This window comes from Mycobacterium sp. 050134 (assembly GCF_036409085.1).
Classification (GTDB): Bacteria; Actinomycetota; Actinomycetes; order Mycobacteriales; family Mycobacteriaceae; genus Mycobacterium.
In genome coordinates, this window is the sequence record NZ_JAZGLV010000032.1 from 1 (window position 1) to 24,702 (window position 24,702).

Genomic DNA, 24,702 nt, shown 5'->3' on the forward strand with positions numbered 1-24,702 from the left:
GGTGAACTCACCCCAGCCGAGTTCGCCCTACAGTGGACCACGACCCATCAACCCCAAGCCGCATAGCGACTGGACCACCAACCGGGTCCCTCTCAAAGCGGCTGCTGCAGAGGTGTTCGCGGCTTTGAGTTGCCGATAGATCTGGCGTGCGAGGTAGCGCTTGAGCGAGCGCCGGATCTCTCGCGGGGTACGCCCTTGCGCTTAGCGTTTGGCGACGTAGGTGCGGGTCTTGGGGTCCATGCGCATGCGCGTGACGACGGCGATGTGGAGGGCGCGGTTGAGCCGGCGGTCGCCGCCGCGGTTGATCCGGCACGCTGTTACCGGACGAGGGGGGATCGGGTTGACGCCTGCCAGGCTCGCGAACGCGGCCTCGGAGCGAACTCGCCCGGGGTGTGACTGGCGAGTCCCCGTTTCTGAGTCCACCCGGTTCTAGAGTCGGGTTGGTTTGATCCGTTCTCAGTTGATGCTGCAGGCCACCGGGGTGTGGGTGCAGCTGCACGCCGCAGCGTACTCGGCCGGCGTTCGGTAGCCCAGTGCCGAGTGCCGGTGTCGGTGATTATGTTCGGTCTTGAAGTCGCCGATGACCACGCGGGCCTCGAACAGGGTGTTCCAGTAGTTGCGGTTGAGGCACTCCTTGCGTAGCCGGTTGTTGAACGATTCGATGTAGCCGTTGTCCCACGGACAGCCGGGCGGAATGTAGACCATCCCGGTCTTGTTCTCGCAGAACCGTTGCAGCGCTTGCGAAACCATCTCCGGCCCATTGTCCAGCCGAAGCACCTTCGGCGGGCCACCGGCCGCGGCGAACACCTTGGTGAGCTCCTCGACGAGCGCCTCGCCGGTGATCGACCGTTCCACCAGGTTCAGCAGTGACTCGCGGGTGTGTTCATCGATCATCGAGGCGATCTTGATGGCCTTGCCATCGACGGTGGAGTCGAACTGGAAATCGATGGCCCACACCACGCCGGGCGCGTCGGCCACGATCGGCGGGACCGAGGAGATCCCAGCCCGCTTGCGCGGGCTGCGCACCCGCACTTGCAGCCCCTCTTCGCGCCAGAGCCGGAGGATCTTCTTCTTGTTGACCTCCTGGTGCTCGTCGTAGCGCAGCGCTGCCCAGGCGCGCCGGAACCCGTGGCAGGGGTGTTTGGTGGCGTAGGCGCGCAGCCAGGCCCGCATCTGTGCGTCGGGATCCTCAGGGGTCTGCGCCAGAGGCAGACGGCGGTAAGTGGAGCGGGCCAGCCCAACGGCCTTGCACGCCAACCGCTCCGACACGCTCAACGTAGCTTTGAGCATGTCCACGGCGCGCCGCTTAGCAGCTGGGCTCAGAATTTTCCCTTCGCGACCTCCCGCAACGCGTCTTTCTCTAGCTCAGCATCGGCCAACAGCCGCTTCAGGCGGGCGTTCTGCTCACGCAGCTCCTTGAGCTCCTTGGCGGCGTCGGTGTCCATCCCGCCGTAGGTGCGCCGCCAGTTGTACAGCGTCGCCGGTGACACCTGCAGTTCGGCGGCGATCTGCTCACCGGTCTTGCCCTCGGCAGCCAGCTCATCCGCACGGCGCAGCTTGCGCACGATGTCCTCCGCGGAATTCCGCTTCCGACCAGCCATGTGTTCCATCGTCCCTTCCAGCCCGACATCGGGCCACAGGACTCTAAAACCTCCTGGTCTCATTCACGGGAAACACGCCATGACCATGCGGCGTAGGCGATCGCGGCGGTGACGGGCCCGATGCCGGGCTTGTCCAGCAGGTCCGCTGCGGGGGTGGCCTGGAGGAGGGCGGTCATCTGCCGGGTGAGGTCGCCCAGTTCTTTGTCGGCTGCGCGGACGCGCATGGCCATACGGATCGCGTCGGCTCATGGGTCAGCGTGTGGGTCACGCTGTCACGCGCAATGCCCTGTTCACTGCGACGGCGATACCACCGATCCTTCTTGGCGATCCTGCACGCCGGCACGGCGCGGTCCGCGGTGAGGTGCTGCCCGGTTACCTCGAACCCGAGCTCATGGAGGCGGCGGAAAGTGGTCAGGTCTGCGCAGGCGAAGCCCGCCCGACCGGTAGCGTCAGGCACGTCGAGGTCTTTCGGATGGATGGCGTAGGAACCTCCATCATCGGAAGACCTCGACCTCTGCTAAGGCGTCGACGCGCCGACCACCTCTACAGCCCCAACGGCGAAGAGCCCGTAAACGTCGGCCAACCGGCCTGGCGCGTACTCGACTGCGTGTATGGGGACGAGTGTGCCCGGCGGGACAGATATTCGATCCGCGCGCCGCAGCCGGTGATCGGGCGGATCGGCGCTGGCTCACGAATCTTGGTGCCCATCCCGGACAACAGCCGGTGTTATCGTTGCCCAACGGTAGACCCCAAAGGTAACAGCGACAACCCAAGCCGAGGACGCATCTATGTCAATTTTGGCCGACGCTGCCCGAGTGCTCAGTAATTTGGCTAACTTCGGATCGCAATTCATCGGCTTGGATAGCAACGTGACGCCTTCCACTTCGAGTTCGGCAGGCGGCCCTGAATACCTTGCGGGCAACATCGCTGGCATGACGGGGGGGCTCGGGAGCAGCCTGAATTCGCGTCAAATCGTCACCAAGGTAGCCAAATGGGGCAAGTCCCTCGAAGAATGGGACAACAAGTTCATGATGAGAGGTGCAGCCGAAGCCCCCGAGTGGAGAATTAAATTCCATGACAATTTCATCTCCGGAACTGCCCACAAGGCAGGAGTTGCCCGAAACGGCAGCCAAGTCGCCTTCGGTGAAGTAGAAAAAAGTAACACGGGCGCAAGCGTCAATATTCTTCCGTGGACCGCCACCATTGTCGGATATTTGGAGCTGTTGACCGGGTTCGGGCCCCCGAACGAGGGGAACGACCTGAAAGCCGGCGCGCAGCTGTGGGGCACTCTTCGGGAGCGCCTCGAGTCGGCCATTCCGGACGAGAATTGGCAGGGCGTGGCTTCCGAGACCTTCGCAGCCCAGGTGGTGGCACTGCGGGACATCGCGCAGACGCTCGCCGACCTGGACGGTCAGCAGGCCGACATAGTCGCGGATCAAGCGGAATGGGTGACCCATTTTCGTCTTGGTTTCGGGATTTTGCTCAATCTCCTTGCCGTGGCGATTATCGTTGAAGCCGGTCTTCGAATCGCTCTGGCCCTAGTCCCGAGCGGACCCGCTTGGACAACGGCTTGGGCTATCGCGGCGTCCTCGCTTGCAATAGCAGCCGCGCTCGGGATGCTGGGTGCACTGATCGGTTTGTCGGTAGAAAACGCCAGTAAGGCAGACGATGTGACCTCCCAGATCGATCACGCCGGTGCTAGGGCGGCGCAAATCGCGATCGCGTCGACGACCCGCAGCGAGGTTTCCGCGGTAGCTGAGTCACTGGTTTCTGATTTCAGGGTTCTCGCTACTGGACCGTCCGCGATCCCGGTCGCATCCGCCACTCAATCGGCTCGCCAAAAGGTGACACAAGAAGAGCCTGACCGCGGGGCGACGGGCGCGAGTGAGACACCAGCCAGCCCGCAGCGCCAAGACGAGCAACTGGATCACACATCAAACGTGACGATGCCGACGCTGGGCGGATGGATACAAATGTCCAAACGGGCGGAAGGGGCCTCCGGCCAGGCTCGGCGGCACACCGACTCGCTCAATCCGGTGACCGGACAACAACGGCGGCCGGACCCCGCGAGCCCTCTCGACTCGGTGAACCCCGGCGATGATTGGGCCGCAGGGGCAGATGCGTTCGAGTCCCCCAGTGCGGCCGCGGGCACCGACGCCACCGCCCGGGCGCCCATCGACCTCACCGGCCGGTCCGAGCCGACGGCCGCCGTCCGACGCCCGCGCTGACGTCGCAAACCACGCCAAAAGACGAGTACAGCAACAACTTCGGAGCGGGCAAGCCGGCGTTTTGCGACGGATCACCATAGACGTCGGCCGGGCGTCCGGGACGGATGTCACTGCCCCCAGTGATACCGACACGCAGCAGCGTAGTTTGGGCCAGCGTGCGGGTCACGCTGTCACGCGCAATGCCCTGTTCACCGCGACGGCGACACCACCGATCCTTCTTGGGTGATCCTGCACGCGCCGACCACCTCCACACCCCCAACTGCGAAGAGCCCCTTTACGACGACGCGATGCCGAATATGTCACCGAGCCGCCCGACGAATACCCGCAGAACGGCAGTGACGACGAGATAGCGCATCAGCATCCACAGCAGAAAGCCGTGGGTTTCACAGTGTGAGCTTTGGGTGCGCCTAGGGTCGCCTCATCGACGGCGAGTTGAGTCAGGCCGTTGCGGACATGCCGACTGAAACTTGGGATCGGTAGGGCAACCACAACGAGACCATTCTTGCTATTCGGTGACCGTCGGGCGGCCGCCGCGTCGTTCGGAGGTCGGAATGTCATTTGTTATCGCGGTCCCGGAGTATGTGACGGCGGCGGCTTCGGATTTGGCGAATGTCGGTTCGACGATCAATGCGGCCAACGCCGCGGCGGCGGCCCCGACGTCGGTGGTGGTGGCCGCGGCCGGCGATGAGGTGTCGGTGGCCGTCGCGGCGACGTTCGGCCAGTACGCGCGGGCCTATCAGGCGATCAGCGCTCAGGCGGCGGAATTTCACCAGCAGTTCGTGCAGCTGCTGATGGCCGGGGCGAACTCCTACGCCGGCGCCGAGGCCGCCAACGCCAATCCCTTGCAGGGACTCCTCGACGACATCAATGCGCCCTTCGAAGCGTTGCTGGGCAGGCCACTGATCGGCAACGGCGCCGACGGCACCCCCGGAACAGGAGCCAACGGTCAAAACGGCGGGTTGTTGTGGGGCGACGGCGGTGCCGGTGGTTCCGGCGGGCCCGGTCAGAACGGCGGCAGCGGCGGCAGCGGCGGGTTCCTGTTCGGCAACGGCGGCCGCGGCGGAAACGGTGGGAACGCTATCGGCGCGGGGGTGGCCGGCTTCGGCGGCAACGGGGGCAGTGCCGTCGGACTTCTCGGTAACGGCGGCGGCGGCGGGACCGGTGGTGCCAGCGTCAATGGGGTCGGCGGCGACGGCGGCTTCGGCGGGAACGGCGGGTTCCTGATCGGTAACGGCGGCATCGGCGGGGCCGGTGGCAACGGCTTCGTTGCCGGCTGGGGCGCCGCCGGAGGCAACGGCAGCAGCTTGATCTACGGCGCGGGCGGCGCGGGCGGCGCGGGCGGGTCCAGCCTCAACTTCTCCAACGGGCTCGCGGGCGTCGGCGGCGGCGGCGGCAGCGGCGGCGCCCTCTTCAACCTCATCGGCACCGGGGCCGACGGCGGCGCCGGCGGAGCGGCCGTCGGTGCGGGCAACATCGGCGGCCAGGGCGGCCAGGGCGGTGGGGGCGGCGGCATCCTCTTCGGACTCGGCGGCCACGGCGGGGCCGGCGGGACCGCCCTGACGCCCGGCGGCACCGGCGGGCCCGGCGGCTATGGCGGCGACAACGGTTACGTGTTCAGCGATGGCGCCGGCAGCATCTACGCCGGGGGTTCCTTATTCGGCATCGGCGGAGCCGGCGGGGACGGCGGGGTGGCGCAGGCCGGCGGCCACGGCGGCACCGGTGGCCTCGGCGGGCTCGGCGGGCTGGTGTTCGGCCTCGGCGGTCACGGCGGCAACGGCTTCGGCGCGCCCGGCTTGGCGTTCGGCGGGAACGGCAGCCAGGGCGGCTACGGCGGCCTCCTCTTCGGCATCGGGGGCGGCGGCGGCAACGGCGGCGCCGGGGCCGTCCCGGGCGTCGGCGGCCCCGGCGGCTTCGGCGCGTATTACTTCTTCGGCCCGAACGGGCAGAACGGATTGCCGGGCTGACGGAGAAGTTGGAAGACAAGGCATTCGGGTTGCTCCGACGGCGTCGGGGTGCGCGGCATCTGCCGAACCGATCGGCGAGCAGTGAGGACCCGTCGATGTCGTCGCGACCGAAGCTCACGCATGCCCGCAGGAGGCCATCCTGACGGACTTCCGTGATCTGCAACATCTCGACGGTCGTTCCATCGGCGTCGTCGATCAGGCCGCACTTGAGCCAGCCTCCCTCTTGATGTCAAGAAATCAGCACACGGCGTCCGACGGGGGGATGTTGGTTTCCCAACATGGTGTCGTCATGCGATCTCATGTCACGCCCGGAGCCGCCGCAACCAAATCGGCAGATCCGGAAGAAGCGGTCTTTTCCCGCGAGCACGCGGGAATTCGTCGGTGGGATTCTCTACGCTTTCGGAGATGGAATATGCGGCGATCGACGCGCTGCGGGAACGACACCCCGCCTGGCGACTGCTGCGCGCCGGCAACTCCGCACTGATCCTCTCTTTCCTCGGGAGGTTTTTCGTCGAGGGCAACCGCGGCGCCTGCCCAGCGAGCGAGGTCGCGGCGGAGTTGGACGACCACCTACACGCGCTAAACGCCGAAATCCTCACCGAGAACGGGGAGCAACGGTTTCCCAAGGACGCGCGGTCCTACTTGGAGGATTGGGCGGCGACCGACGCCGGCTATCTGCGGCGGTTCTACCCACCTGGCGACGACGAAGTGCACTACGAGGTCACCCCGGCATTCGAGAAGGCGTACGCCTGGGTGATGACCCTCAAGGGCAGGTCCTTCGTAGGAACCGAGTCCAGGTTGCATACCGTGGTCGAGCTGCTCCGACAGATCGTGCATGGAACCGAAGTCGAACCCGACGTCCGGCTGACCGAACTACGCCGCCGGCGCGACGAACTTGATGCCGAGATCGCGGCCGTTGAAGCCGGTGTCTTCACAGTGCTAGATGCGACCGGGGTCCGCGACCGCTACCAACAGCTCTCTACAACTGCGCGGGAGTTGCTCTCGGACTTTCGGGAGGTTGAAGAGAACTTCCGGCTCCTGGACCGCGCCGCGCGAGAAAAGATCGCGGCATGGGATGGCTCCAAAGGCGACCTGCTTGCCGAGTTGGTCGGAAGTCGCTCTCAGATTGCCGGCTCTGACCAAGGGCGCAGTTTCCAGTCGTTCTACGACTTTCTGCTCTCCGAGTCCCGCCAGGCCGAGCTCGCTGATCTGCTCGCCAGGGTGTCAGCCATCGATACCATCGAGGCCGACCACAGGATTCGTGGAATACACCACGACTGGTCTGAAGCTGCCGATCGGGCACAGCGCACCGTCCGGCAGATATCCGAACAACTGCGCCGCTTCCTCGACGACCAGGTCTGGTTGGAGAACCGGCGCGTGCTCGACCTGGTCCGCGCAGTGGAGAGTGTCGCTCTTGAGCTCCGCGACAATCCTCCCAGATTCGGCCTCGAGGTCGATCAGCCGGGCATCGAGATCGTGCTCCCGTTCGAGCGCCCGCTCTACCAACCCCCCGCGGCGGTAACGGTTGAGAGCCGGATCGCAGAGCCGACCGGGGAGGTCGACGCTGATCTGCTCTTCGCTCAGACGTTTGTCGACCAGGCTCGCCTGGCCGAGATCATCCGCACCGTTCTGCCCGAGAACTCCTCGGCCCTCCTCTCCGACGTCGTCGCGATGCACCCCATCCAGCAGGGGGCGGCAGAGATCGTCGGCTACCTTGCGCTCGATGACGAAGACATGGTGGTCGAAAAGGACGACACCGACGAGACTTTTCTGGAGTACTCCGACCCGGGCGACCCGGACGTGACCAAGCGAGCGAGGCTGCCAAAAGTGACGGTGAGGCGGCGATGAGCAACGAGTATGCAGTCGCCAGCGCGACCATCCGGCTGATGCAAGGTGTCGTGTACCGGGAGTCGGACGAGGACACCTGGTTGACGCTGGAACGCCTGGGCGCTGGTGTCCGCGACCATTTCGCCACGATCGGCGTCGACGTGGTCGTAGACGAAGCAGAAGGGTACGCCTATCTTCGATCCCGGCCCGAGGAAGATGGCGAGGGTGTAGAGGCGGTCCCGCGGCTGGTGCGCAGGCGTGCACTGACCTACAACGTCAGCCTGCTGCTGGTATTACTGCGCAAGCGGCTCGTCGAGTTCGAGACGACCGGCGGTGACGGCCGGCTGGTGCTGACCACCGACCAGATCGTCGAGATGCTGAGGCTCTTCCAGGCCGAATCCACGAACGACGCACGAGTCGTCGACCAGGCGGAGACGACCATCAAGAAGGCGGTCGAACTCGGGTTTCTGCGGCAGCTACGCGGTCAAAGCGACCACTGGGAAGTGCGGCGAATCCTCAAGGCATACGTCGACGCCCATACCCTCTCGGACTTCGCAGCCAAGCTACGAGAGTACGCGGGATCGGCGCCCAGCGATGAGTGACGGACTCTTCTCGATGGTCGGACTCGGCGATGCCCGAAGGGCCGGCTACCGGCTTCAGTACACGGAAGTATTCAACTGGGGCACGTTCGACTCCCAAGTCTGGCGCCTCACTCCCGACACCGAGACCGCACTGCTCACCGGCGATATCGGCTCCGGCAAGTCGACGATCGTCGATGCACTCACCACATTGCTGATGCCGTCCCACAAGGCGGCCTATAACAAGGCTGCGGGCGCCGAGGCTAAGGAACGCACCCTACGCTCGTACGTCGAAGGCCACTACAAGTCCGAGCGAAACGAAACCACCGGACGGTCACGCGCCAAGGGGCTGCGCGAAAACCGGCGGACATACTCGGTTGTCCTCGGGGTGTTCACCAACCACGGCTACGACGAGACGGTGACCCTGGCCCAGGTTTTCCAGCAGCGCGAGAGCACGGGACAGCCTTACCGCTTCTTTCTCACCGCAACCAAAGCGCTCTCGATCGCAACGGATTTCGCCGACTTCGGCACGGACCTGCGCGATCTCCGCAAGAGGCTGCGTGCTACCGGAGCGGAGATCTTCGACGAGTTCCCCAAGTACGCAACTTCGTTACGTCGCCTGCTCGGAATCCGATCGGAGCAGGCGCTCGAGCTGTTCCATCAGACCGTCTCGATGAAGTCAGTCGGCAACCTCAACGACTTCGTGCGCGACCACATGCTCGAACCCAGCGATGCCGGCTCGCGCGTCTCTGAAATCATCGGCCATTTCGACAACCTGACCAAGGCTCACGACGCCGTCAAGCGAGCGAGAGAGCAGCTCGAAGCGCTCGAACCTGTCGTGCAGACCGCGGCAAAGTACGACGCCGGGCTCGCCGAACGTGAGTCGTTGGAGCGCGAGCGGTCCGCCGTCCGGCTCTTCGTCGCCGAGCTTCGTTCCAGTCTGCTCGCCCATGAGATCGCCAAACTGGAGGCCGAGGGCTTGGGCTTATGGAAGGAGCAGGACGCCGCAAAAGCCAAGGAACAGAAGCTAAAGGACGAGCGCGACTCCCTCATCGAGGAACGCGCCAGGGCCGGCGGCGACCGCATCGGCGAGCTGGAGCGACTCGCCGGCGAGGCCCGTGCTCAGGCCGAGAGTCGTCGTCACGCCCGGACGCGATTCGACGCCGCCGTCACCGAGGCCGGGTTGGACCCGGTCGCCAACGGCGAAAGTTTCGCGGCGCTCGCCGCCTTGGCCTCTGCCGAGCGGTCACGGCTCACCGCGGAGAAGCGCACCCTCGACACGGCCACAGCCGACGTGATCGGACGGGAGAGGGAGTTTCGACGGCAGTGCGACCTCATCTCCGAAGAACTCACCAGCTTGGAGCAACGCACTAGCAACCTGCCCGTCGAGCAGGTCGAGGTGCGCGCGGAGCTGTGCGCGGCCCTCGGGCTCACGCCGGACGACCTTCCGTATGCGGGCGAACTGCTTGACGTGACCGACGAGCACGCCGAGTGGCGGGGCGCCGCGGAACGGGTGCTGCGGGGGTTCGCTCTCTCGCTGCTGGTGCCGCAACAGCACTACGACGCCGTGGCTGGTTGGGTGAACGGCCGAAGGCTGACGTTTCGTGGCCGCGGCGGCAAGGCGATCGGCGCCAAGCTCGTTTATGAAAGGGTTGCCAGACAACGGCTTCCGTTGCAATCGCCAGGGCGCGAGGGCCTTTGGCTCGCTGACTGCATCGAGGTCCGAGATGGGCCCTTCCATCAGTACTTGGTCGACGAGCTCGCGAAGCGGGCCGACTTCCGGTGCTCGTCGAGCCTTGAGGAGTTCCGTAGCCAGCGCCGGGCCGTTACCCGTGAGGGCCAGGTGCGCTCGGGCGAGCGCCATGAGAAGGACGACCGACACCGCGTCGACGATCCCCGTCGTTGGGTCCTTGGCTGGGCGAACGAGCGAAAGATGGCCGCGCTTCGCGACGAACTCGCTGAGCTGGAGGGAAAGCAGGCGCAGGCTGCTGCCGAGTTGACCAGGCTCGATGCGCAACGTGATGCGGTGCAGGCAAAGCTGCAAGCAGTTGCTCGGCTTGAGGAGTACCGCTCATGGGCTGATCTCGACGTCGGTGAGGCGCAGTCGCGTGCGAACGACCACGACGCCGAACGCGATCGCCTGCTGGCCGGCTCTTCGCGACTGGTGGAGATCGCACGGGCGCTTGACGAGAATGAAGCGCAAGCCAACGCTGTGGGGGAGTCGATCGAAGAGCTCACCGGCAAGCTCGCCACCACGGCGGCAGCGAAAAGGCAGGCGGAGGAAGGAAAGGCGCGCGACGACGAGTTTGTCGCGGCGCAGCCAGACGAAGAGCTGGCCACCGCCCGCGGGTCGTACGCCGCCCTCGAAGAACGCGTTGGAAAGAACCGCCCGGTGCGGGCGGCGGAGTGCGCCGACGCGGAGGTAGCGCTGTCGGCGGATCTCCATCGGCGCATCGAGCGCCTCACTGGCCAACTCAACGGCCATGCGCTAAACCTCGGCCAGTACATGAGCGAGGTCTTGCGTCGGTGGCCCGAGCTTCGCGCGGACATGGACGCCAATGTCGAGGCCCGACTGGACTTTTTGGTGTTCCGTGATCGCGTCGCGACCGACGACCTCCCGCGGTTCGAGGCGGAGTTCAAGGAGCAGCTCAACAAGAATGCCATCCAGGAGCTGGCGGGCTTCAACAACTGGCTCAATCGGCAGGCTTCGGCAATCGATGATCGGGTAGATCGGATCAACGAGGCGCTCGGTGCGGTGCCCTACAACCCGGGTCGCTACATTCGGCTGGAGAAAGAACCTACGACGAATCAGGATGTCGCACAGTTCCGTTCGGACCTACGTAACCTGACCAACGACAGCCTTGCGCTCGACGGCGACCAATACTCGGAGCAGCGCTTCATCGACGTCAAGCGGATCATTGAGCGCTTCCGGGGTCGTGACGGCTACGCCGAATCTGACAAGACGTGGACCCGACGCGTTACCGACGTGCGCAACTGGTTCGTCTTCTCGGCATCCGAGCGCGACGCCGAGACTGGTGATGAATGGGAACATTACAGCGATTCCGACGGCAAATCGGGCGGTCAGAAAGAGAAGCTCGCCTACACGATCCTCGCGGCCTCACTCGCATACCAGTTCGGGCTTGAGTGGGGCGCCGAGCAGTCACGCGACTTCCGCTTCGCCGTCATTGACGAGGCCTTCGGCCGCGGCTCGGATGTCTCCACGCGGTACGCGCTGCAACTCTTTGCGACGCTGGGGTTGCAACTTCTCATCGTCACGCCTCTGCAGAAGGTTCACGTCATAGAGCCCTACGTCAAGGCGATCGGGTTCGTGGACAATCCCACCGGAACGTCCTCGCGGCTCCAGACGATGACCATCGAGGAATACCGGACACGGCGAGACGCACGGCAGTCGTGATTACGGGATGGACTACACCGGACGACGTTGCCGCCAGGGTGAGGAGACGGTGGGACGATGGATCGCTGCTGCGGGCCTACGCCAATGGCGATCCCTTTCAGCCGATCGAAGTACCGCTGCGCGGCCCCAAGCCATCGCAGGTGGGTGACGACATTGCCGCGGCCCGCGAGTGGGTGGCCGCTCTCGACGCCGGCCGTCGCGACGACACTCGATATGCCCTGCAATGGGAGTCGATTGGTGGTCGACGGATCGGCCGTAACCGCTTGCCCACCCGCGCCGTGGTGTCCTCGATCGAGCAGGCGTGCGCGGTCTTGGGCGTGATGACTACGGTCCGTCGGTTCGAGCAACTCCTGGCCCTGGTAGACCCGCATCCGCGGGTCCGAGATTGGGTCGTCGGCCATCCGCATCGCGCGCTCGAGCTGGGGCCCGAGATGCCACAGTTGATCGCCGCCTACGTTTGGCTCGACAGTCACCGTCAGTCGCAGCGATACCTTCGCGAGATCAGCGCACCCGGCGTTGACACCAAGTTCGCCGAGAGGCATCGACCGGTCTTGGCTGCGATGCTTCGTGTTTCAGCGACGGCCACGGGGTTCCTGGCCGATCTCGGTCTCAGGTGCAAGCCCGGATTGGTACGGTTCCGGCCCTCGCCCTCGCTGGGTTTCCCGGGGCCGACGTTGACTGAGCTTGCGGCGCGTGCCGAGGAGTTGACACAGCTCACTGTCGAACCGCGCGTCGCGGTAATCGTCGAGAACGAGATCAGCTATCTGAGTGTGGATGTCCCTGAAGACGGAATTGTGTTCTGGGGAAAGGGCTTCGAAGTCGACAGCATAGGTCGGCTGCGGTGGCTGGCGGAGGCCGACGTCCTCTACTGGGGGGACATCGACACTCACGGATTCGCCATTCTCGACCGTTTGCGGGCGTGGCTCCCGCGAGCGCGCTCGGTAATGATGGACCGCGACACGCTGCTGACCCACCGTAATCGCTGGGTGATCGAAGCGCAGCCCGCGAAGTCGGTCCTGACGCGGCTGACGCCTGATGAGTATGACCTTTATTCGGAGCTGGTTGGCGACGGGCTGGGTGAACGAGTGCGCCTCGAACAGGAGCGAATCGATTGGCAGTGGGTCGAGCAACGGCTACCAGCGGCCCACCGCGGTCGGATCTAACTGCTTATCGAACTGTGGCCGGAAGTGATTGGGATTGGCGGCTGGGAGACGGCGGCAGCATTTAGCGCCCTCAGCCGTGCGTCGCGCGCAATGGCGCCGACCCGACCCGTCATCGCTGCGGTTGGCCACGGATTGGGCCACAGAACAAGATGGAATCGATGCGGCAAGCGGGACCCGCCGAGACAGGACGGACGGTGATCGCGCTGACGTGCAGCTACGAGACCGAGCGCGGCGGTGATACGCCCATTCGGGCACGTGTCGACGATCGACATTGGAACCCCAGTTGATCTCACCCCTTTGGTACAAAAATCCGCGTCCTTGCACACCGAACTGGTGTTCAGCCAACGCGCCAGCGGGGCCGCCCCCTCCAGTCAAGGCGACATCCTGGAGACAGTCAGCGGCTACGCCAGCGGTGGACAAATACGCCCCATTGTCACGACCCTGCTCACCGGTCTTACGGCCGACAACATGAAAACCGCCCACGCATTGCTCGAAAGCCACCGCACCATCGGAAAGATCGTTATCGAGATCTGACGACGACGCGCCGCTTGCCAATCTGGATCACGTGCGCGAGGCGAAAGTCACTTGGCGGCCGAGGCGCCTTGGTGGGCCACGCCGCTGTTGCGAATGCGTCGTCCGATCAGAGAGGAGCGAATCGCCGCCCCTTCATAGCCCAGTTCCCGCGTTATGCATTAGTGAAGCAGTGCTACATTAAAGCGTGCCTCGGCCAATCGACCACGCAAAGCGCACGGACCTCGTCGATGCCGCCAGTGCTGTCCTCGCGCGCACAGGCGTGTTGGATACTTCGTTGCGAACCTTGGCCGCCGAATTGGGGACCAGCGCACGGATGCTGGTGTACTACTTCGGCAGCAAGGAGCAACTGATCCTTGCGGTGCTCAACAGCCAGCAGCGTGCCGCCATCCCCGAGACTGAACACGTCGAGCGTCCCACTTCGCTGGCGGCGCATCGAAAATGGTGCTTCGAGGATTGGCATGCCTGCACCCGGGGCGAGCGCAGCGAAACCCTCCGCATCGTGTTGCAGGTGTTCGGCGCGGCCTGCGGGCGCGACAGCGCGTACCGCACATATACCTGGGAGACGTTGTCGTTGCTCACCCGCAACTCGCAAGCGCGGCTCGAGGCTCTGGGTATTCCGGCCTATGTCGCCGAAACCCGTTCCCGGATCGCGCTGGCGGCATTTCAGGGTTTCATCATCGAATACTTCACCGCTGACGATCCCAGCTACGTCGACGACACATTTGTGCGGTTCGTCAACGAATTCCTGCTCGCGCCATGGGACAACGCGGAAGGTGCCCCCAGCGCCAAGAGAACCGGCCGCTGAACTCGCGAAACCCGTGGCATTCGGCCGCGCCCGGCGTCAAAGCGCGAAATCGTTGCACGGATCAGAGACTCATCATTCTTGGCCATGCCGACGACCACGGCAGCCTGGGGCCGTCGCATTCCCAGATGGTGATGCCGCGCGCGATCAGCGGCATGCCCAGGCGAACCCCAAACGTCTCCAGCGGCACGACGGAGGCGAACCACTTCTGCAATTCAGGTGCGGTGCCGCCGACCCAGAGGACAGTTTCGGCGGTGTCAGGTGGGGTGCCGAAGTATCCGAAGCCGCGCTTGGGGCTGTAGACCGCCGGCAGACCCGCGGCCGATCGCTCGTAATCCAGCGCACTGGCCTGGGGATAGTGCTCGGTCACGACCACCGCGCCGCGGCGCCGCCGGGGCGCCAGCCTCCGGTAGGCTTCGGCTACAGCCTCCGTCAGCTGCGGCCAGCCGAATTCACCGTAGGCCTGTCCCTGTATCCCGGCGGCGAAATCGGCGGCAGGAGTGAGTTGGGTAGCCCGCCGCCACGGGGTCTGATACGCGAAAGCGGCGATCGACACCGCGATGGCCGGCACGGCGACCACTGTGGTCCAGCGGCCGGGCGCCGCCGCCGCTTCCACTGCTCCCGCGGCCATTATGGCCGCGTAAATCCCGGCGCCGTACTGGATGCGACCGCCGGTAACCGCAAAGACCGCCACCACGGTCAAAAACGCCAGGCCCAAAAACCGGTACGGGCGCAACCGCGGGGACCGCCACAGCTGCCATATCCCGTACGCCAGCAGCGCGCCGCCGAGCACGCCGCACATTTGCACCGCTCGGGGAATGAAGGTGAAGGGGCCGAACAGCATGCTGGTCTGTCCCCGCACCACCGCACCCATACCGGCCTGTGGCCAGCCGTGCTGTGCCTGCCAGATCAGCATCGGGATCGCCGAAGCGGCAACCACCGTGGCGCTGCACCACAGCGCGGGGCGGCGGAGCAATTCCCTTGGCCCCATGCTTGCAGCGGCCAGCAGGGTTGTGATCCAGAAGACCGGGACGAGCCACTTCACTTGCAGTGCCACGAGAGTCATCAAACCGGCTGCCAGCAGCAAACGATCGCACCGAGTCCGGGCCCAGCGCACCACGAGCCATGACAGCAGGGTCCACAACGCGGTATCGACAATATTGGTGCTCAGCGTCGTAGCTTCGCCCAGGATGCCGGGGGCGGTGCTGCAAGCCAGCGCGGCAAGGGTCTGCGCGAGGCGTCCGCCGCCGAGTTCGCGTGCGATGGCAGCACTGAAGACCACCGCTACCAGACCCGCAATGATGGCCGGAATCCGCAGTGCCGTGAAAGATCCTGGGAAGAGCCAATCCACCCCGCGCGCGAGCATCGGCACGAACGGGCCTTGATCGGCATAGCTGAACGCCGGTCGTTTGCCCGCTGCGATGAAGTACAGCTCGTCGTAGTAATAGCCATAACGCATGGCGGACAACAACGCAACGGTTCCGGCGACCACCGCCACCGCTGCCAGGGGCCGTGTCGCGATTGGCGGGCAGACCTCGCGCCCGTCCTGGGCGATGACCTCGGGCACCTCGTTACTGTAACAGTTGCTTCACTCTGCGGTGATGCCGATCGTCGGAGCCGCGTCGGTGCAGCGAGGGGAACCGTCGTCAGGCACGGCTTTCGCCGGCGGCGATCCCGCCTTTGAGGAACTCGTCGATGACCTTCTTGAACACCGGCAGCATCAGGTGGTCCACACCGGGAATCCTGAGCGTCGACCGTAGCTGCCAGCTGACCTCGGTCCCGGCGCCTGTCTCACGCAGCCGGATCGTGCCGACGTGATCCCGGGTCGGTGCACCCGACAGCATCTTGTACGCGTAACGCGTGGGGCGCTCGTACTCAATGATCTCCTCGACGAAGGGGGGTCCGATGACCACCAGGCGTCTGATCGCGCCGAGGCCGTTCGGGGCGGGGATTCCTTCACGGTCCAGTGTGCTGCGCCGGCATGCCCAGACGTGTTCCGCGATCGCGCGGTGGTCGGTCATGCCGTCGAACACGGTCCCGATCGGCGCCGTCGAGGTCCTCGTGAGGGTGAACTCGATCATCGACGGTCCGTGCTGGTGACCCGCGCTGCCGGTATCGAATTGCCCGTCGTCATGATTCGTCCCCTCTCGCCACAGGCGAACATAACCCACGGCGGCAGCCCGCACCCGGGCCGCACAGGGAGAATGACCGCATGGATGCTGATCTGAAACGCTGGCTGACCGACGGAGAGTACTTCGACTACCTCGGTTTCGACATCTTCTACCGCGTCGAGGGCAGCGGTCCGCCGCTGCTGCTGATCCACGGATACCCGTTCAATTCGTTCGACTGGGCGCCGATGTGGCCGACGCTGTCGCAGCGGTTCACGGTCATCGCGCCGGACATGATGGGCATGGGATTCTCCGCGAAGCCCGTGGCCTACGAATACACCGTGGCCGACCACGCCGACATGCATGAGGCGCTGCTTGCCCACCTCGGAATCCGCAACGCGCACATCCTCGCCCACGACATCGGGGATTCCGTGGGTCAGGAGCTATTGGCCCGTCACGAATTTGGCCAGCAGGCCTACGGCGCGCTGCACATCGACTCGATCACCTGGCTCAACGGCGGGATGTTCATCGAGGCCTACACGCCCAGGGCGGCGCAGCAGCTGATGTCGCGAACTCCGTTGGGCGGCATCCTCAGTCATGTGCAGGGCAGTCCGTTGTCCCGTCGGCTGCTGGAACCGACGCTGCGCGAGATGTTCGGGCCGAACACCAAGCCGACCCGGCACATGATGGAGGTATTCAACCAGATCCTCGATTACAACGACGGGCGCCGGGTGCTGCACAAGGTTGGCCGGTTCATCAACGATCGCTACACGCACCGCAATCGGTGGGTGCGCGCCATGCGGCAGACCGCGGTCCCCATGCGGCTGATCGACGGGCCCGTGGACCCGAACTCAGGCGCCCACATGGCGCGCCGCTATGCCGAGGTGATCCCCGAACCGGACGTGGTCATGCTCGCCGACGACATCGGTCACTGGCCACAACTCGAGGCGCCCGAGGCGGTCCTGACGCACTTTCTCGCCCACATCGACCGCGTCGCCGCAGGCTGATCGGCTGGCGTCCTCGGTGGGCAAGGTTGACCTCTGGACCGGCGGCCAGGCGTAAAATCCGCGCGGCTCATGTAGCCTCAGATGTCAACTAACGACTAGGGCGACAAGGCGGGTGCTCCAAGATGGCACAGCCGTACACCGGACCTCGTGGTTCCGGGCAGGTCGCCGGGCCGCCGGGCTCCCGTGACGCGGGGGACAACGGCGTTCGAATCGGCTTTGCAGCCGTACTGGTGAATCCACACGACAACAACGATCGCGGCCCGATCGAGTAGCTCTCCCTTACCTGACCCGCGCCGCCCCTCGCCTCGTGCGCACAAACAACCATCCAAAAAGATCGGACGGAACCCACATTGCTGAGGTTCGTAATTCTTCCCTGGCCGCGCGTCGCCGCCCAGACGCCGCGCGGCATCGTGCCCGAGTCTCATTGAGATTCCGTGGCCATCACCGAGGTACCTGAATACGCCCATCTGAGTGAGACGGACCTCGCGGAGCTCGCTGCCGCGTTGGAAACGATCCGTCTTGATGTCGAGTCGTCACGCGGCGCGGGCGATCGAGCATACATCAAGCGCGCCATTGCTTTTCACCGAGCGCTCGAGCTCTCGGCGAGGCTGGTCATCGGCACCAGCAAGGGCAGGCTTGGCTGGGCCGTCGGAACCGCCGCCCTGGCCGCGGCGAAGTGCATCGAGAACATGGAGCTCGGCCACAACATCACTCACGGTCAATGGGACTGGATGAACGACCCGGAAATCCATTCCAGTACCTGGGAGTGGGACATGGCTGGCCTCACGTCCCAGTGGAAGAACTCCCACAACTACCGCCACCACGTCTTCGCGAACGTCGTCGGCGTGGACGACGATCTCGGATTCGGGGTCTTGCGGGTCACTCGGGACGAGGAGTGGCGACCGCGTGCATTGCTGCAGCCGTTGCGCGCGGTGCTGCTGGCGCTGCTATTCGAGTGGGGCGTCGCGCTGCACGGCCTGTATTCAGTGCAGGAGCGCGAGACGACAGCCGCGGGTAAAGCGGCTCACAAGACGGCGCTGCTCCGCAAGATCGGTCGGCAGGTCGGCAAGGACTATCTGCTGTTCCCCGCGCTGAGTCGCCGGCGGTGGGGGCGCACACTGGGGGCCAACGTGGTCGCCAACGGGCTGCGCAACGTGTGGGCATGCGGCGTGATCTTCTGCGGTCACTTCGCGGACGGGGCGGAAAAGTTCACCCCATCCGTGCTGGAGGGCGAAGGAGAGCCCGATTGGTACCTCCGGCAGATGTTGGGTACCGCAAATTTCCGCGCCGGCAGGGTGCTGGCATTCATGAGTGGAAATCTGTGCTACCAAATCGAACATCACCTCTTTCCCGATCTGCCAAGCAATCGATATCCCGAGATCGCCGAGCGGGTGCGCGCTTTATGTGACACCTACGACCTGCCGTACACGACGGGTTCGTTGCTACGCCAGTACCTCCTCACCGCGCGCACGATCTGCAAATTAGCGCTTCCGGACCAATTCCTTGTTGCGACCTCTCACGACGCACCAGAGACCGCCTCCGAACACAGATTCCGGAATGACGTCAATAGATCACACGTCTCAAGCGTGGGCAATGACCTGGGGCGACGCGGATTGGCGACGGCAATACTCAGTCGCAGTAATCGATACCGGCCCAGCGGACGGTCGGCATAGCGGTCGAATCGTTCTGTCGCACGGGGCAGTTCGGGCGGCCAGCCGCTCAGTTGGATCTTCGTAATCCCGCTTTGTTCGACCGCCTTGACGGCCGGCTTTCGCGCCCCGCAGCGCCCGGGGCAATTCAGGCCGGTTACCCCAGTTACCGGTGTATGGTGGTGAAGCGGTTGGGAGACGCGAAACAGCACCGCCTGGTGTATTGCGGATTGACGGCTGGACGGCATCAGATTTCAAGTCCGGCTGCACGTAAATCCGAGCGTCTCAGTAAATCCCTGCCACAGGAAGAAGTCATGCCCACCGTTGAGGCACAGCTCCGCCAGGATTTGCGCAATTACGCCGTCGGATTCTGGCGCCTTGCCTACCCGCTGCCCGCAGGTCTGGGCGAGCACGACCTCCTAGGATTGTCCGGCCGGATGGGGGCCACCGCCGACCGACTGGAACATGGGCGGAGTGGTGATGATGGCTGATCGCCTCATGAGGGGCAGTCGTCTCGGGGCCTTGAGCTACGAGGTCGACCGCAACCATGACCTGGCGGCCCGAAGGATCGCACGGTACCGCACCGAGAACGGCGACGAGTTCGACATGCCCTTTGCCGCCGACGCCGAGGTCCCCGGCACCTGGCTGTGCCGCAACGGCATGGAGGGCAACCTGATCGAGGGTGGTGACCCGGCCGAACCCAAGAAGGTCAAGTTGCCGCGCACTCATTGGGACATGCTGCGGGAACGCCGCTCGATCGAGGAACTGGACGAACTCCTCAAGGAACGCCTCGACATCATCAAGTCACGCCGCGGCGGCAGGTAGTTCTACGCCAGCGGCGCCCCTTCCAACGATTGCCGGGCGCCCCACACGCTGGCCGGCCGTATCGGGCACTGGGCTCAACCCGGCTCGTCCTCCCGCTTTACTCCTCGCCGGGCGTGACCTGATAGCCGAGGTCGGCCAGCGCCCGGGCGGGGGTCCGGCCGTCGGCACTTCCCGGCAGCGGCGCCTCCCGGAAGACGTGCAGGCCTTCGCCGACCACACCGTAGAGCCTGGTGGACACCGGATCCTCGGGAGGTTCGGGGGAACCGGCGGGCTGGACGCGCACGGCCCAGAGTGCCTTGGACGCGGCCACGACGTTGTAGCCGCACAACGGCGGGGTGACGTGGTACAGCTCGAGGTCCCCTTCGGCAAAGCGGTCGGGATTGGGCAGCGACCCTACGCGTCGCGCGACGCCGATGCTCTCTCCGCGAAACATGCCCCGATACTGCCACGCGCCCGGCCACCCGCCCGTCACCAGATTTAACGGCAAATTAAGGCCCACCGAAATGGCAAATCGTCACGCTCGCGTGTTACGTATGGCCAAATTCATATCGCTTGACGTGCACAGAGGCGTGCGGATTGGGGTCCAGCAATGTCGTAATCGATCGCGGCGCCGGATGCCCTGGGGTCGGCGGCAGCGCGCATGGCGGGCATCGGCTCGTCCCTCGGCGAGGCCCACGCGGCGGCCACGGCTCCGACCACCGCGGTGTTCGCCGCCGCGGAGGACGAGGTGTCGGCGGCGGTCGCGTCGCTGTTTTCTCAGCAAGCCAAGCTCTTTCAAGGCCTGACCGCCCAGGCGCCGGCCTTTCACGGGCAGTTCGTGCAGGCGGTGTACGGGCCGGAGGGCGGGTACGTCGCCGCCGAGGTGGCCGCCGCCATGCCGCTGCAGTCCGACCTGCAGGCCCTCGCGGCGTACTCGACGGCGACGTACCTGACGGGCCGGCCCTGATCGGCAACGGCGCCGACGGCACCGGCGGCACCGTCACCCAGCTCATCCCGGACGTCCCCCAAAACCTCGGCCCGGCAACCGGTTCGGGCGAAGTCGGCTACGGCGGTTGGGGCAAGTTCTACCACACCGAATGCAAGACGCCGGCGAATTTCGGCAATGGCATCTCGACCGCCCCGACCGCCATCGGCGTCTTCACTAGGGTGGAAGAGATTGACGGCAAGGGGAATTGGGTGAACATCCCGCAGTCCGACTGGTCGAACCCGAAATATGCGATCAGCGCGGATAGGGGCGTCGGCATCGGCGCCGCGGACGACCAGGGGCTCGTCAGCTCGTTGCGCGACCTGCCTGGCAACCTTGGCCAGGGCTTCCCCATCAACGAGCCGGCGGGCCAGCTCCAATTCGGTCCCAACCCGTTGCCGGCCGTCACCTCTGTCGGCGGCGGGTGGTATTCCACTACCCTGGACGTGCAGATCAGTTACGACGGTGCCCAATCGGCCATTCAGCCGATCACCTGCCAGGGAAGTGGGAACGCGATCATCGATTCCGGTGGCCTGGGCGGCGACTTCCCGAAGAACTTTGTGCTGCCGTCGACCCTTTCGGGATTGTCCGAGGGCGACAATCTCCCGGTGGGAACGATGATCTCGGTATTCACGCCCGACGGAACGGAGCTTTACACGGCGACGGTCACGACCGCGGGCGGGGGCGATGCCACCAACATCGGTTCTGTCTCTGACGGATTCAGCGCCGGTTTCTACCCATTCGTGCGGGGGCCATCGACTTCTCGTACGCTCCCGCCGGTTTGGGGACGGCGATGTGGGATTACCCACCTAGTGTGTGAGCACCGTGCCCACCGCCGCTGAACACGCCGAGGCGCAAGTCGCCGCGGTGCGGGACGCACCCGCGGCGCGGCTTGCGTTGATGGAATCGCTGTATGAGGCGCCCTCCGGCAGGCCGGAGCTGCACTTGCGCTACCGGCGCGCGGCCCTGGCATTCATGGCGTGGGAGTTGCGGCGCGGGCTGCTGGAGCCCGTACTCGGGCCCAGGCCCGGGAGTCCCTGGTGGCGGGCGATCAACGAGCGCCTGCTGCGCGACACCGCCGAGGCGCGCGCCCTCCTGGTAGGTCTTGGCGGCGCGCCGTCGTCGGCAAGCGTGGCCCATTCGTTCGAATTCGCACGCAGCCCGTCCGTGCGGGCGTGGTATCGCGCGCACAACGCCAGCATCGTCCAGGGCTATCTCGACCATCGTGACCTGGCCGAAGCCGAGACGCGCGTGGAGAGGTTCTTCATCAACCTGGTCCTGATCCGGGTGCTCTATGCCCACGCGCTAGTGGCGGCGCCCCGGCTGGCGATGAGTTGGTTGTGGCCGATCGCCCCGTCGCTCGGTGACCCCCGTCTGATGATGACGGGAATCTTCATGTCCCTGTCGCGGGTCTTGCCCGACCAGTACCCGTTGCACGGCGACCTCGGCCAATATGTCAAGGACGAGAACAGGATTGGGCGCCTCCTCGACATCGGGGTGATCACGCCGCGGCTCGATGCGCTCTATGCCTGGTCCGCCGCCGAACTGGGCATCCCCGCTGCGACCACGCTGGTGACGGGCGCCGTGCCCGCCTACGCCTGGGACCATCGCGACACCGAGGGCTGGCGGCAACACCCGAGGGTCGCGGCCCGGGTCCTCCGTCGCGTGCTGCCCGCTTCCCGGTCCGGCCCTTGAGTTCACCCCGTCGGCAACTTCGGGTCCTTCAACCTCGGAGTCGGCATCGGCAGCGCCTACTCCCACGACAACCAAGCTGACGTGCACGCGGATCCCGGCTCACCGCTCAGTTCAGCGCGCAGAGCCACTCGTCGATCTCGGCGCTGACCTCCGACCAGACCGGATTGAGGGGCATTCCATGCCCTTCCCCCTCATGTAAGAGGAACGTCGCACCGATCGCTTCGGCGAGGGACTCCACCTCGGCGGGGACGAGTGGGTCGGCGCCGCCAGCGATCACCAGCACCGGCGCCCGAACCTTCCCGGTCTCCACTTGGCAAAGCCATCGTGTCGCCTCCAGGATGGCCAGGGGCGATTCGGGGACGAGTAGCGACGCGTACCGCCGGGATTCGTCGTCGGTCACGTGCGACCACCAAAGGGGCTTGATCAATCCGCGGGGCGGCAACCACATCGACGACCCGTCGACCATCAGGTCGATGGACCCACCCCCGAACCCCGCGGGCAGCACCGGTGCGAGCAGAACCAGCGCGGTGACCGGGTTCTCCGCGGCATAAGCGAGGCTGGGGACCGCGCCCATGCCATGAGCGACGAGTACCGGTGCGCTGTCCAGCGAGCGTGCGACGGCGGCGATCTCGGTCCTGACGTCCAGCAGTGACCGTCGGAGCGCCCGCGACTTGCCGAGAGACTTCGAGCCATGGTGGCCATACCAATTGAGGCACACCGCATGCCGGCCCGGTTCGGCCAGCCGCGGCGCAACCTTTTCCCACGCCCAACTGCCTTGGCATCCCCCATGGACGAACAGCAACGGTGGCGAGTCCGACGCGGTGCCATATGACTCGATGCGGATGCCGTCGATGAACTGCTCCGTGGACTGGGTTCTCATCGACTCTCCAAGGTGGGTTGGCGGCGCTGCTTGCAGGTTGACGGTGGCAAAGGGGATTTGGTTCAAGCGGGAACGCTTGTGCCGGTGTTGTTTTGCCGCGGTCTCCGTGTGACGCGTGGCAACGCGCGTTGTCACGCCCCCGCATCCACTTGTCAAACGGTCATCGCCCGTATTTGGAAGCGTCGAGCCAACACGGCAGTCCGGCGCGGGAACCCTGCTCTACGATCTCGCCATGAACGACATCAGCTCCGCTGTGCCGCGGTGAGTCGGTGAGATACTTCGCCCCTCCGCCGCCGCCGTTCGTCGAGGCCGACAGGTCACTCATCGCGGCGAACCCCCGGGCTCATTGGCGCGCGCTGCAGGGGAGCCCCGTGTTCCTCGACGCTAGCGGTTACTACTACGTGACCCGCCGCGAGGACGTGCTCGCGGCGCTGCACGACTACACCACCTTCGCCTCCCGCCGGCGGCAGATGGCGCGGCCGCGGCCCGGGGTGCGGACGCTGCCGATCCCGGTCCCGATCGGCTACGACCCACCCGAGCACTCGCGCTTCCGTCGATTGCTCCACCCGTTCTTCAGCCCGCAGGCCGTGGCCGAGCTGATGCCCGAGCTGCGCCGGCAGGCGGCGGAGCTCATCGGGTCCGTGGCGCCCGACGGCGCGTGTGACGGCATCCGGGACGTCGCCAACCCTTTTCCGTTCGGGGTGTTGGTGACGCTCTGCGGGCTGCCCTGGTCAGATCGAGAGATGCTGGCCACGTGGGCCGAAGCCGTCGATTGGGACGTTCCCGGCTCGGCGCCCGCGGCCGAGCTACTCGACTATCTCGTGACCGCGATCGAAAGCGACGAGCCGCCGGCGCTCGCGGCACACCTGCAATCCGGTGCCGACCCCTTTACGGAAGACGAGGTGATCGGGTTTTACGCCCTGCTGTGCTTCGCCCAGGACGGGATGCAGGCGGGGATTGGCTCGGCCCTGCTGCACTTGGCGTGCGACCGTGACCTGCAAAACCTGCTTCGTCGCGAGCCCGATCAGATGTGGGCCTTCGTCGAGGAACTCCTGCGGTTGGAGACCCCGCTTCCGTTCATCGGCCGGTTCACCACGCGCGACGTCACCATTGCCGGCGTCACCATACCGGCGGGCTGCGTGGTGCGCCTGTGCCTGGCGTCCACCAATCTCGACGGCAGCGAGGAGGCATGGGTGACGGTGGCCGAAGACGGCCGGATCCGTCCCAAGTCGCACCGCAGCTTCGCGGCCGGCGTCCACCGCTGCCTGGGCAAGGCCCTGGCTCGCATGGAACTGAGCGTCGTCGTGTCCGAATGGCTAAGCGCGATACCGGATTTCACGTTGGAAGAGGGCTTCACTCCACGTTTCCTGTTCACGCAGGGCGGCTCGATGACGCTGGCCGGTCTGCCGTTGCAATGGGGTAACCGGCCGCCTCGCTAGCAACCGAGGGCCGAGTTGTCGTG

At 65.5% G+C, this 24,702-nt stretch carries 22 protein-coding genes and 2 pseudogenes; 16 read left to right on the forward strand and 8 right to left on the reverse strand.

Features of this window, described 5'->3' with window-relative positions; genetic code table 11:
- Positions 1-27 precede the first annotated feature (27 nt).
- The 4 genes and pseudogenes from SKC42_RS25460 to SKC42_RS25475 form a co-directional block, all read right to left on the reverse strand.
- A pseudogene (locus SKC42_RS25460) lies at positions 28-396 on the reverse strand (transposase); the annotation flags it as partial.
- 60 nt (positions 397-456) lie between these two features.
- Positions 457-1,601, reverse strand: a protein-coding gene (locus SKC42_RS25465; RefSeq protein ID WP_330967016.1) for an IS3 family transposase whose coding sequence is annotated in 2 segments (ribosomal slippage) — positions 457-1,334 and positions 1,334-1,601 — 1,146 coding nt in all. Because the reading frame shifts where the segments join, the coding sequence is not laid out codon by codon here.
- A gap of 59 nt (positions 1,602-1,660) precedes the next feature.
- Positions 1,661-1,825, reverse strand: coding sequence for a hypothetical protein (locus SKC42_RS25470; RefSeq protein WP_330967060.1), 165 nt, complete (start codon positions 1,823-1,825; stop codon positions 1,661-1,663).
- A 17-nt stretch (positions 1,826-1,842) separates the two neighbouring features.
- Positions 1,843-2,058, reverse strand: a pseudogene (locus tag SKC42_RS25475) (ISL3 family transposase); the annotation flags it as partial.
- Between the two features lie 331 nt (positions 2,059-2,389).
- On the opposite strand from SKC42_RS25475, the gene SKC42_RS25480 reads away from it, so the two are divergent.
- From SKC42_RS25480 to SKC42_RS25515, 8 genes are all read left to right on the forward strand, one after another.
- The gene (locus SKC42_RS25480) at positions 2,390-3,829 is read left to right on the forward strand and encodes an EspA/EspE family type VII secretion system effector (RefSeq protein WP_330967017.1); all 1,440 of its coding nucleotides are present in this window, start codon (positions 2,390-2,392) and stop codon (positions 3,827-3,829) included.
- Positions 3,830-4,380: 551 nt separating this feature from the next.
- Entirely contained in the window at positions 4,381-5,793 is a 1,413-nt protein-coding gene (locus tag SKC42_RS25485; RefSeq protein ID WP_330967018.1) for a PE family protein, read from the forward strand.
- A 405-nt stretch (positions 5,794-6,198) separates the two neighbouring features.
- Positions 6,199-7,641: a DUF3375 domain-containing protein gene (locus tag SKC42_RS25490; protein WP_330967019.1), complete on the forward strand. Its 1,443-nt coding sequence runs from the start codon at positions 6,199-6,201 to the stop codon at positions 7,639-7,641.
- Positions 7,638-8,222 carry a DUF4194 domain-containing protein gene (locus SKC42_RS25495; RefSeq protein WP_330967020.1) on the forward strand — a complete coding sequence of 195 codons (585 nt, stop codon included), beginning with the start codon at positions 7,638-7,640 and terminating at the stop codon, positions 8,220-8,222. Before SKC42_RS25490 ends, SKC42_RS25495 begins: the two co-directional genes overlap by 4 nt.
- The gene (locus SKC42_RS25500) at positions 8,215-11,613 is read left to right on the forward strand and encodes an ATP-binding protein (RefSeq protein WP_330967021.1); all 3,399 of its coding nucleotides are present in this window, start codon (positions 8,215-8,217) and stop codon (positions 11,611-11,613) included. Before SKC42_RS25495 ends, SKC42_RS25500 begins: the two co-directional genes overlap by 8 nt.
- On the forward strand, positions 11,610-12,776 hold the full coding sequence (locus tag SKC42_RS25505) for a Wadjet anti-phage system protein JetD domain-containing protein (RefSeq protein ID WP_330967022.1): 1,167 nt from the start codon (positions 11,610-11,612) through the stop codon (positions 12,774-12,776). Before SKC42_RS25500 ends, SKC42_RS25505 begins: the two co-directional genes overlap by 4 nt.
- A 234-nt stretch (positions 12,777-13,010) precedes the next feature.
- Positions 13,011-13,310, forward strand: a complete 300-nt coding sequence (locus SKC42_RS25510) for a zinc-binding dehydrogenase (protein WP_330967023.1) — start codon at positions 13,011-13,013, stop codon at positions 13,308-13,310.
- A gap of 184 nt (positions 13,311-13,494) precedes the next feature.
- Complete coding sequence (locus SKC42_RS25515) at positions 13,495-14,115, forward strand: TetR/AcrR family transcriptional regulator (protein ID WP_330967024.1); 621 nt, start codon at positions 13,495-13,497, stop codon at positions 14,113-14,115.
- 61 nt (positions 14,116-14,176) lie between these two features.
- Here the strand turns inward: SKC42_RS25515 and SKC42_RS25520 are convergent, their stop codons facing one another.
- Both SKC42_RS25520 and SKC42_RS25525 read right to left on the reverse strand, forming a co-directional pair.
- Positions 14,177-15,679, reverse strand: coding sequence for an ArnT family glycosyltransferase (locus SKC42_RS25520; RefSeq protein WP_330967025.1), 1,503 nt, complete (start codon positions 15,677-15,679; stop codon positions 14,177-14,179).
- Between the two features lie 79 nt (positions 15,680-15,758).
- The gene (locus SKC42_RS25525) at positions 15,759-16,193 is read right to left on the reverse strand and encodes an SRPBCC family protein (protein WP_330967026.1); all 435 of its coding nucleotides are present in this window, start codon (positions 16,191-16,193) and stop codon (positions 15,759-15,761) included.
- Between the two features lie 131 nt (positions 16,194-16,324).
- Here SKC42_RS25525 and SKC42_RS25530 point away from each other — a divergent pair, with 131 nt between their 5' ends.
- The 4 genes from SKC42_RS25530 (at position 16,325) to SKC42_RS25545 (ending at position 19,701) form a co-directional block, all read left to right on the forward strand.
- Complete coding sequence (locus SKC42_RS25530; protein WP_330967027.1) at positions 16,325-17,227, forward strand: alpha/beta fold hydrolase; 903 nt, start codon at positions 16,325-16,327, stop codon at positions 17,225-17,227.
- Between the two features lie 434 nt (positions 17,228-17,661).
- Positions 17,662-18,900, forward strand: a complete 1,239-nt coding sequence (locus SKC42_RS25535; protein ID WP_330967028.1) for a fatty acid desaturase family protein — start codon at positions 17,662-17,664, stop codon at positions 18,898-18,900.
- Positions 18,901-19,055: 155 nt separating this feature from the next.
- Complete coding sequence (locus SKC42_RS25540) at positions 19,056-19,367, forward strand: hypothetical protein (RefSeq protein WP_330967029.1); 312 nt, start codon at positions 19,056-19,058, stop codon at positions 19,365-19,367.
- A complete protein-coding gene (locus tag SKC42_RS25545) occupies positions 19,360-19,701 on the forward strand; it encodes an RNA polymerase-binding protein RbpA (RefSeq protein ID WP_330967030.1) in 342 nt (113 codons plus the stop codon). Before SKC42_RS25540 ends, SKC42_RS25545 begins: the two co-directional genes overlap by 8 nt.
- A 97-nt stretch (positions 19,702-19,798) precedes the next feature.
- Here SKC42_RS25545 and SKC42_RS25550 read toward each other — a convergent pair whose 3' ends face one another.
- Entirely contained in the window at positions 19,799-20,134 is a 336-nt protein-coding gene (locus tag SKC42_RS25550; protein WP_330967031.1) for a hypothetical protein, read from the reverse strand.
- A 207-nt stretch (positions 20,135-20,341) separates the two neighbouring features.
- Here SKC42_RS25550 and SKC42_RS25555 point away from each other — a divergent pair, with 207 nt between their 5' ends.
- From SKC42_RS25555 to SKC42_RS25565, 3 genes are read left to right on the forward strand one after another with little or no spacing between them, the layout of a single operon-like run.
- Entirely contained in the window at positions 20,342-20,647 is a 306-nt protein-coding gene (locus tag SKC42_RS25555; protein ID WP_442932264.1) for a PE family protein, read from the forward strand.
- A gap of 44 nt (positions 20,648-20,691) precedes the next feature.
- Complete coding sequence (locus SKC42_RS25560; protein WP_330967058.1) at positions 20,692-21,507, forward strand: hypothetical protein; 816 nt, start codon at positions 20,692-20,694, stop codon at positions 21,505-21,507.
- Complete coding sequence (locus SKC42_RS25565) at positions 21,482-22,360, forward strand: hypothetical protein (protein WP_330967032.1); 879 nt, start codon at positions 21,482-21,484, stop codon at positions 22,358-22,360. The genes SKC42_RS25560 and SKC42_RS25565 overlap by 26 nt, the downstream gene beginning before the upstream one ends.
- 106 nt (positions 22,361-22,466) lie before the next feature.
- Here SKC42_RS25565 and SKC42_RS25570 read toward each other — a convergent pair whose 3' ends face one another.
- Positions 22,467-23,240 (reverse strand): alpha/beta fold hydrolase, encoded by a 774-nt coding sequence (locus tag SKC42_RS25570; RefSeq protein WP_330967033.1) that lies wholly within the window; start codon positions 23,238-23,240, stop codon positions 22,467-22,469.
- Between the two features lie 269 nt (positions 23,241-23,509).
- Between SKC42_RS25570 and SKC42_RS25575 the strand changes: the two genes are divergently transcribed.
- Positions 23,510-24,679 (forward strand): cytochrome P450, encoded by a 1,170-nt coding sequence (locus SKC42_RS25575; RefSeq protein ID WP_330967034.1) that lies wholly within the window; start codon positions 23,510-23,512, stop codon positions 24,677-24,679.
- Positions 24,680-24,702: the final 23 nt, after the last annotated feature.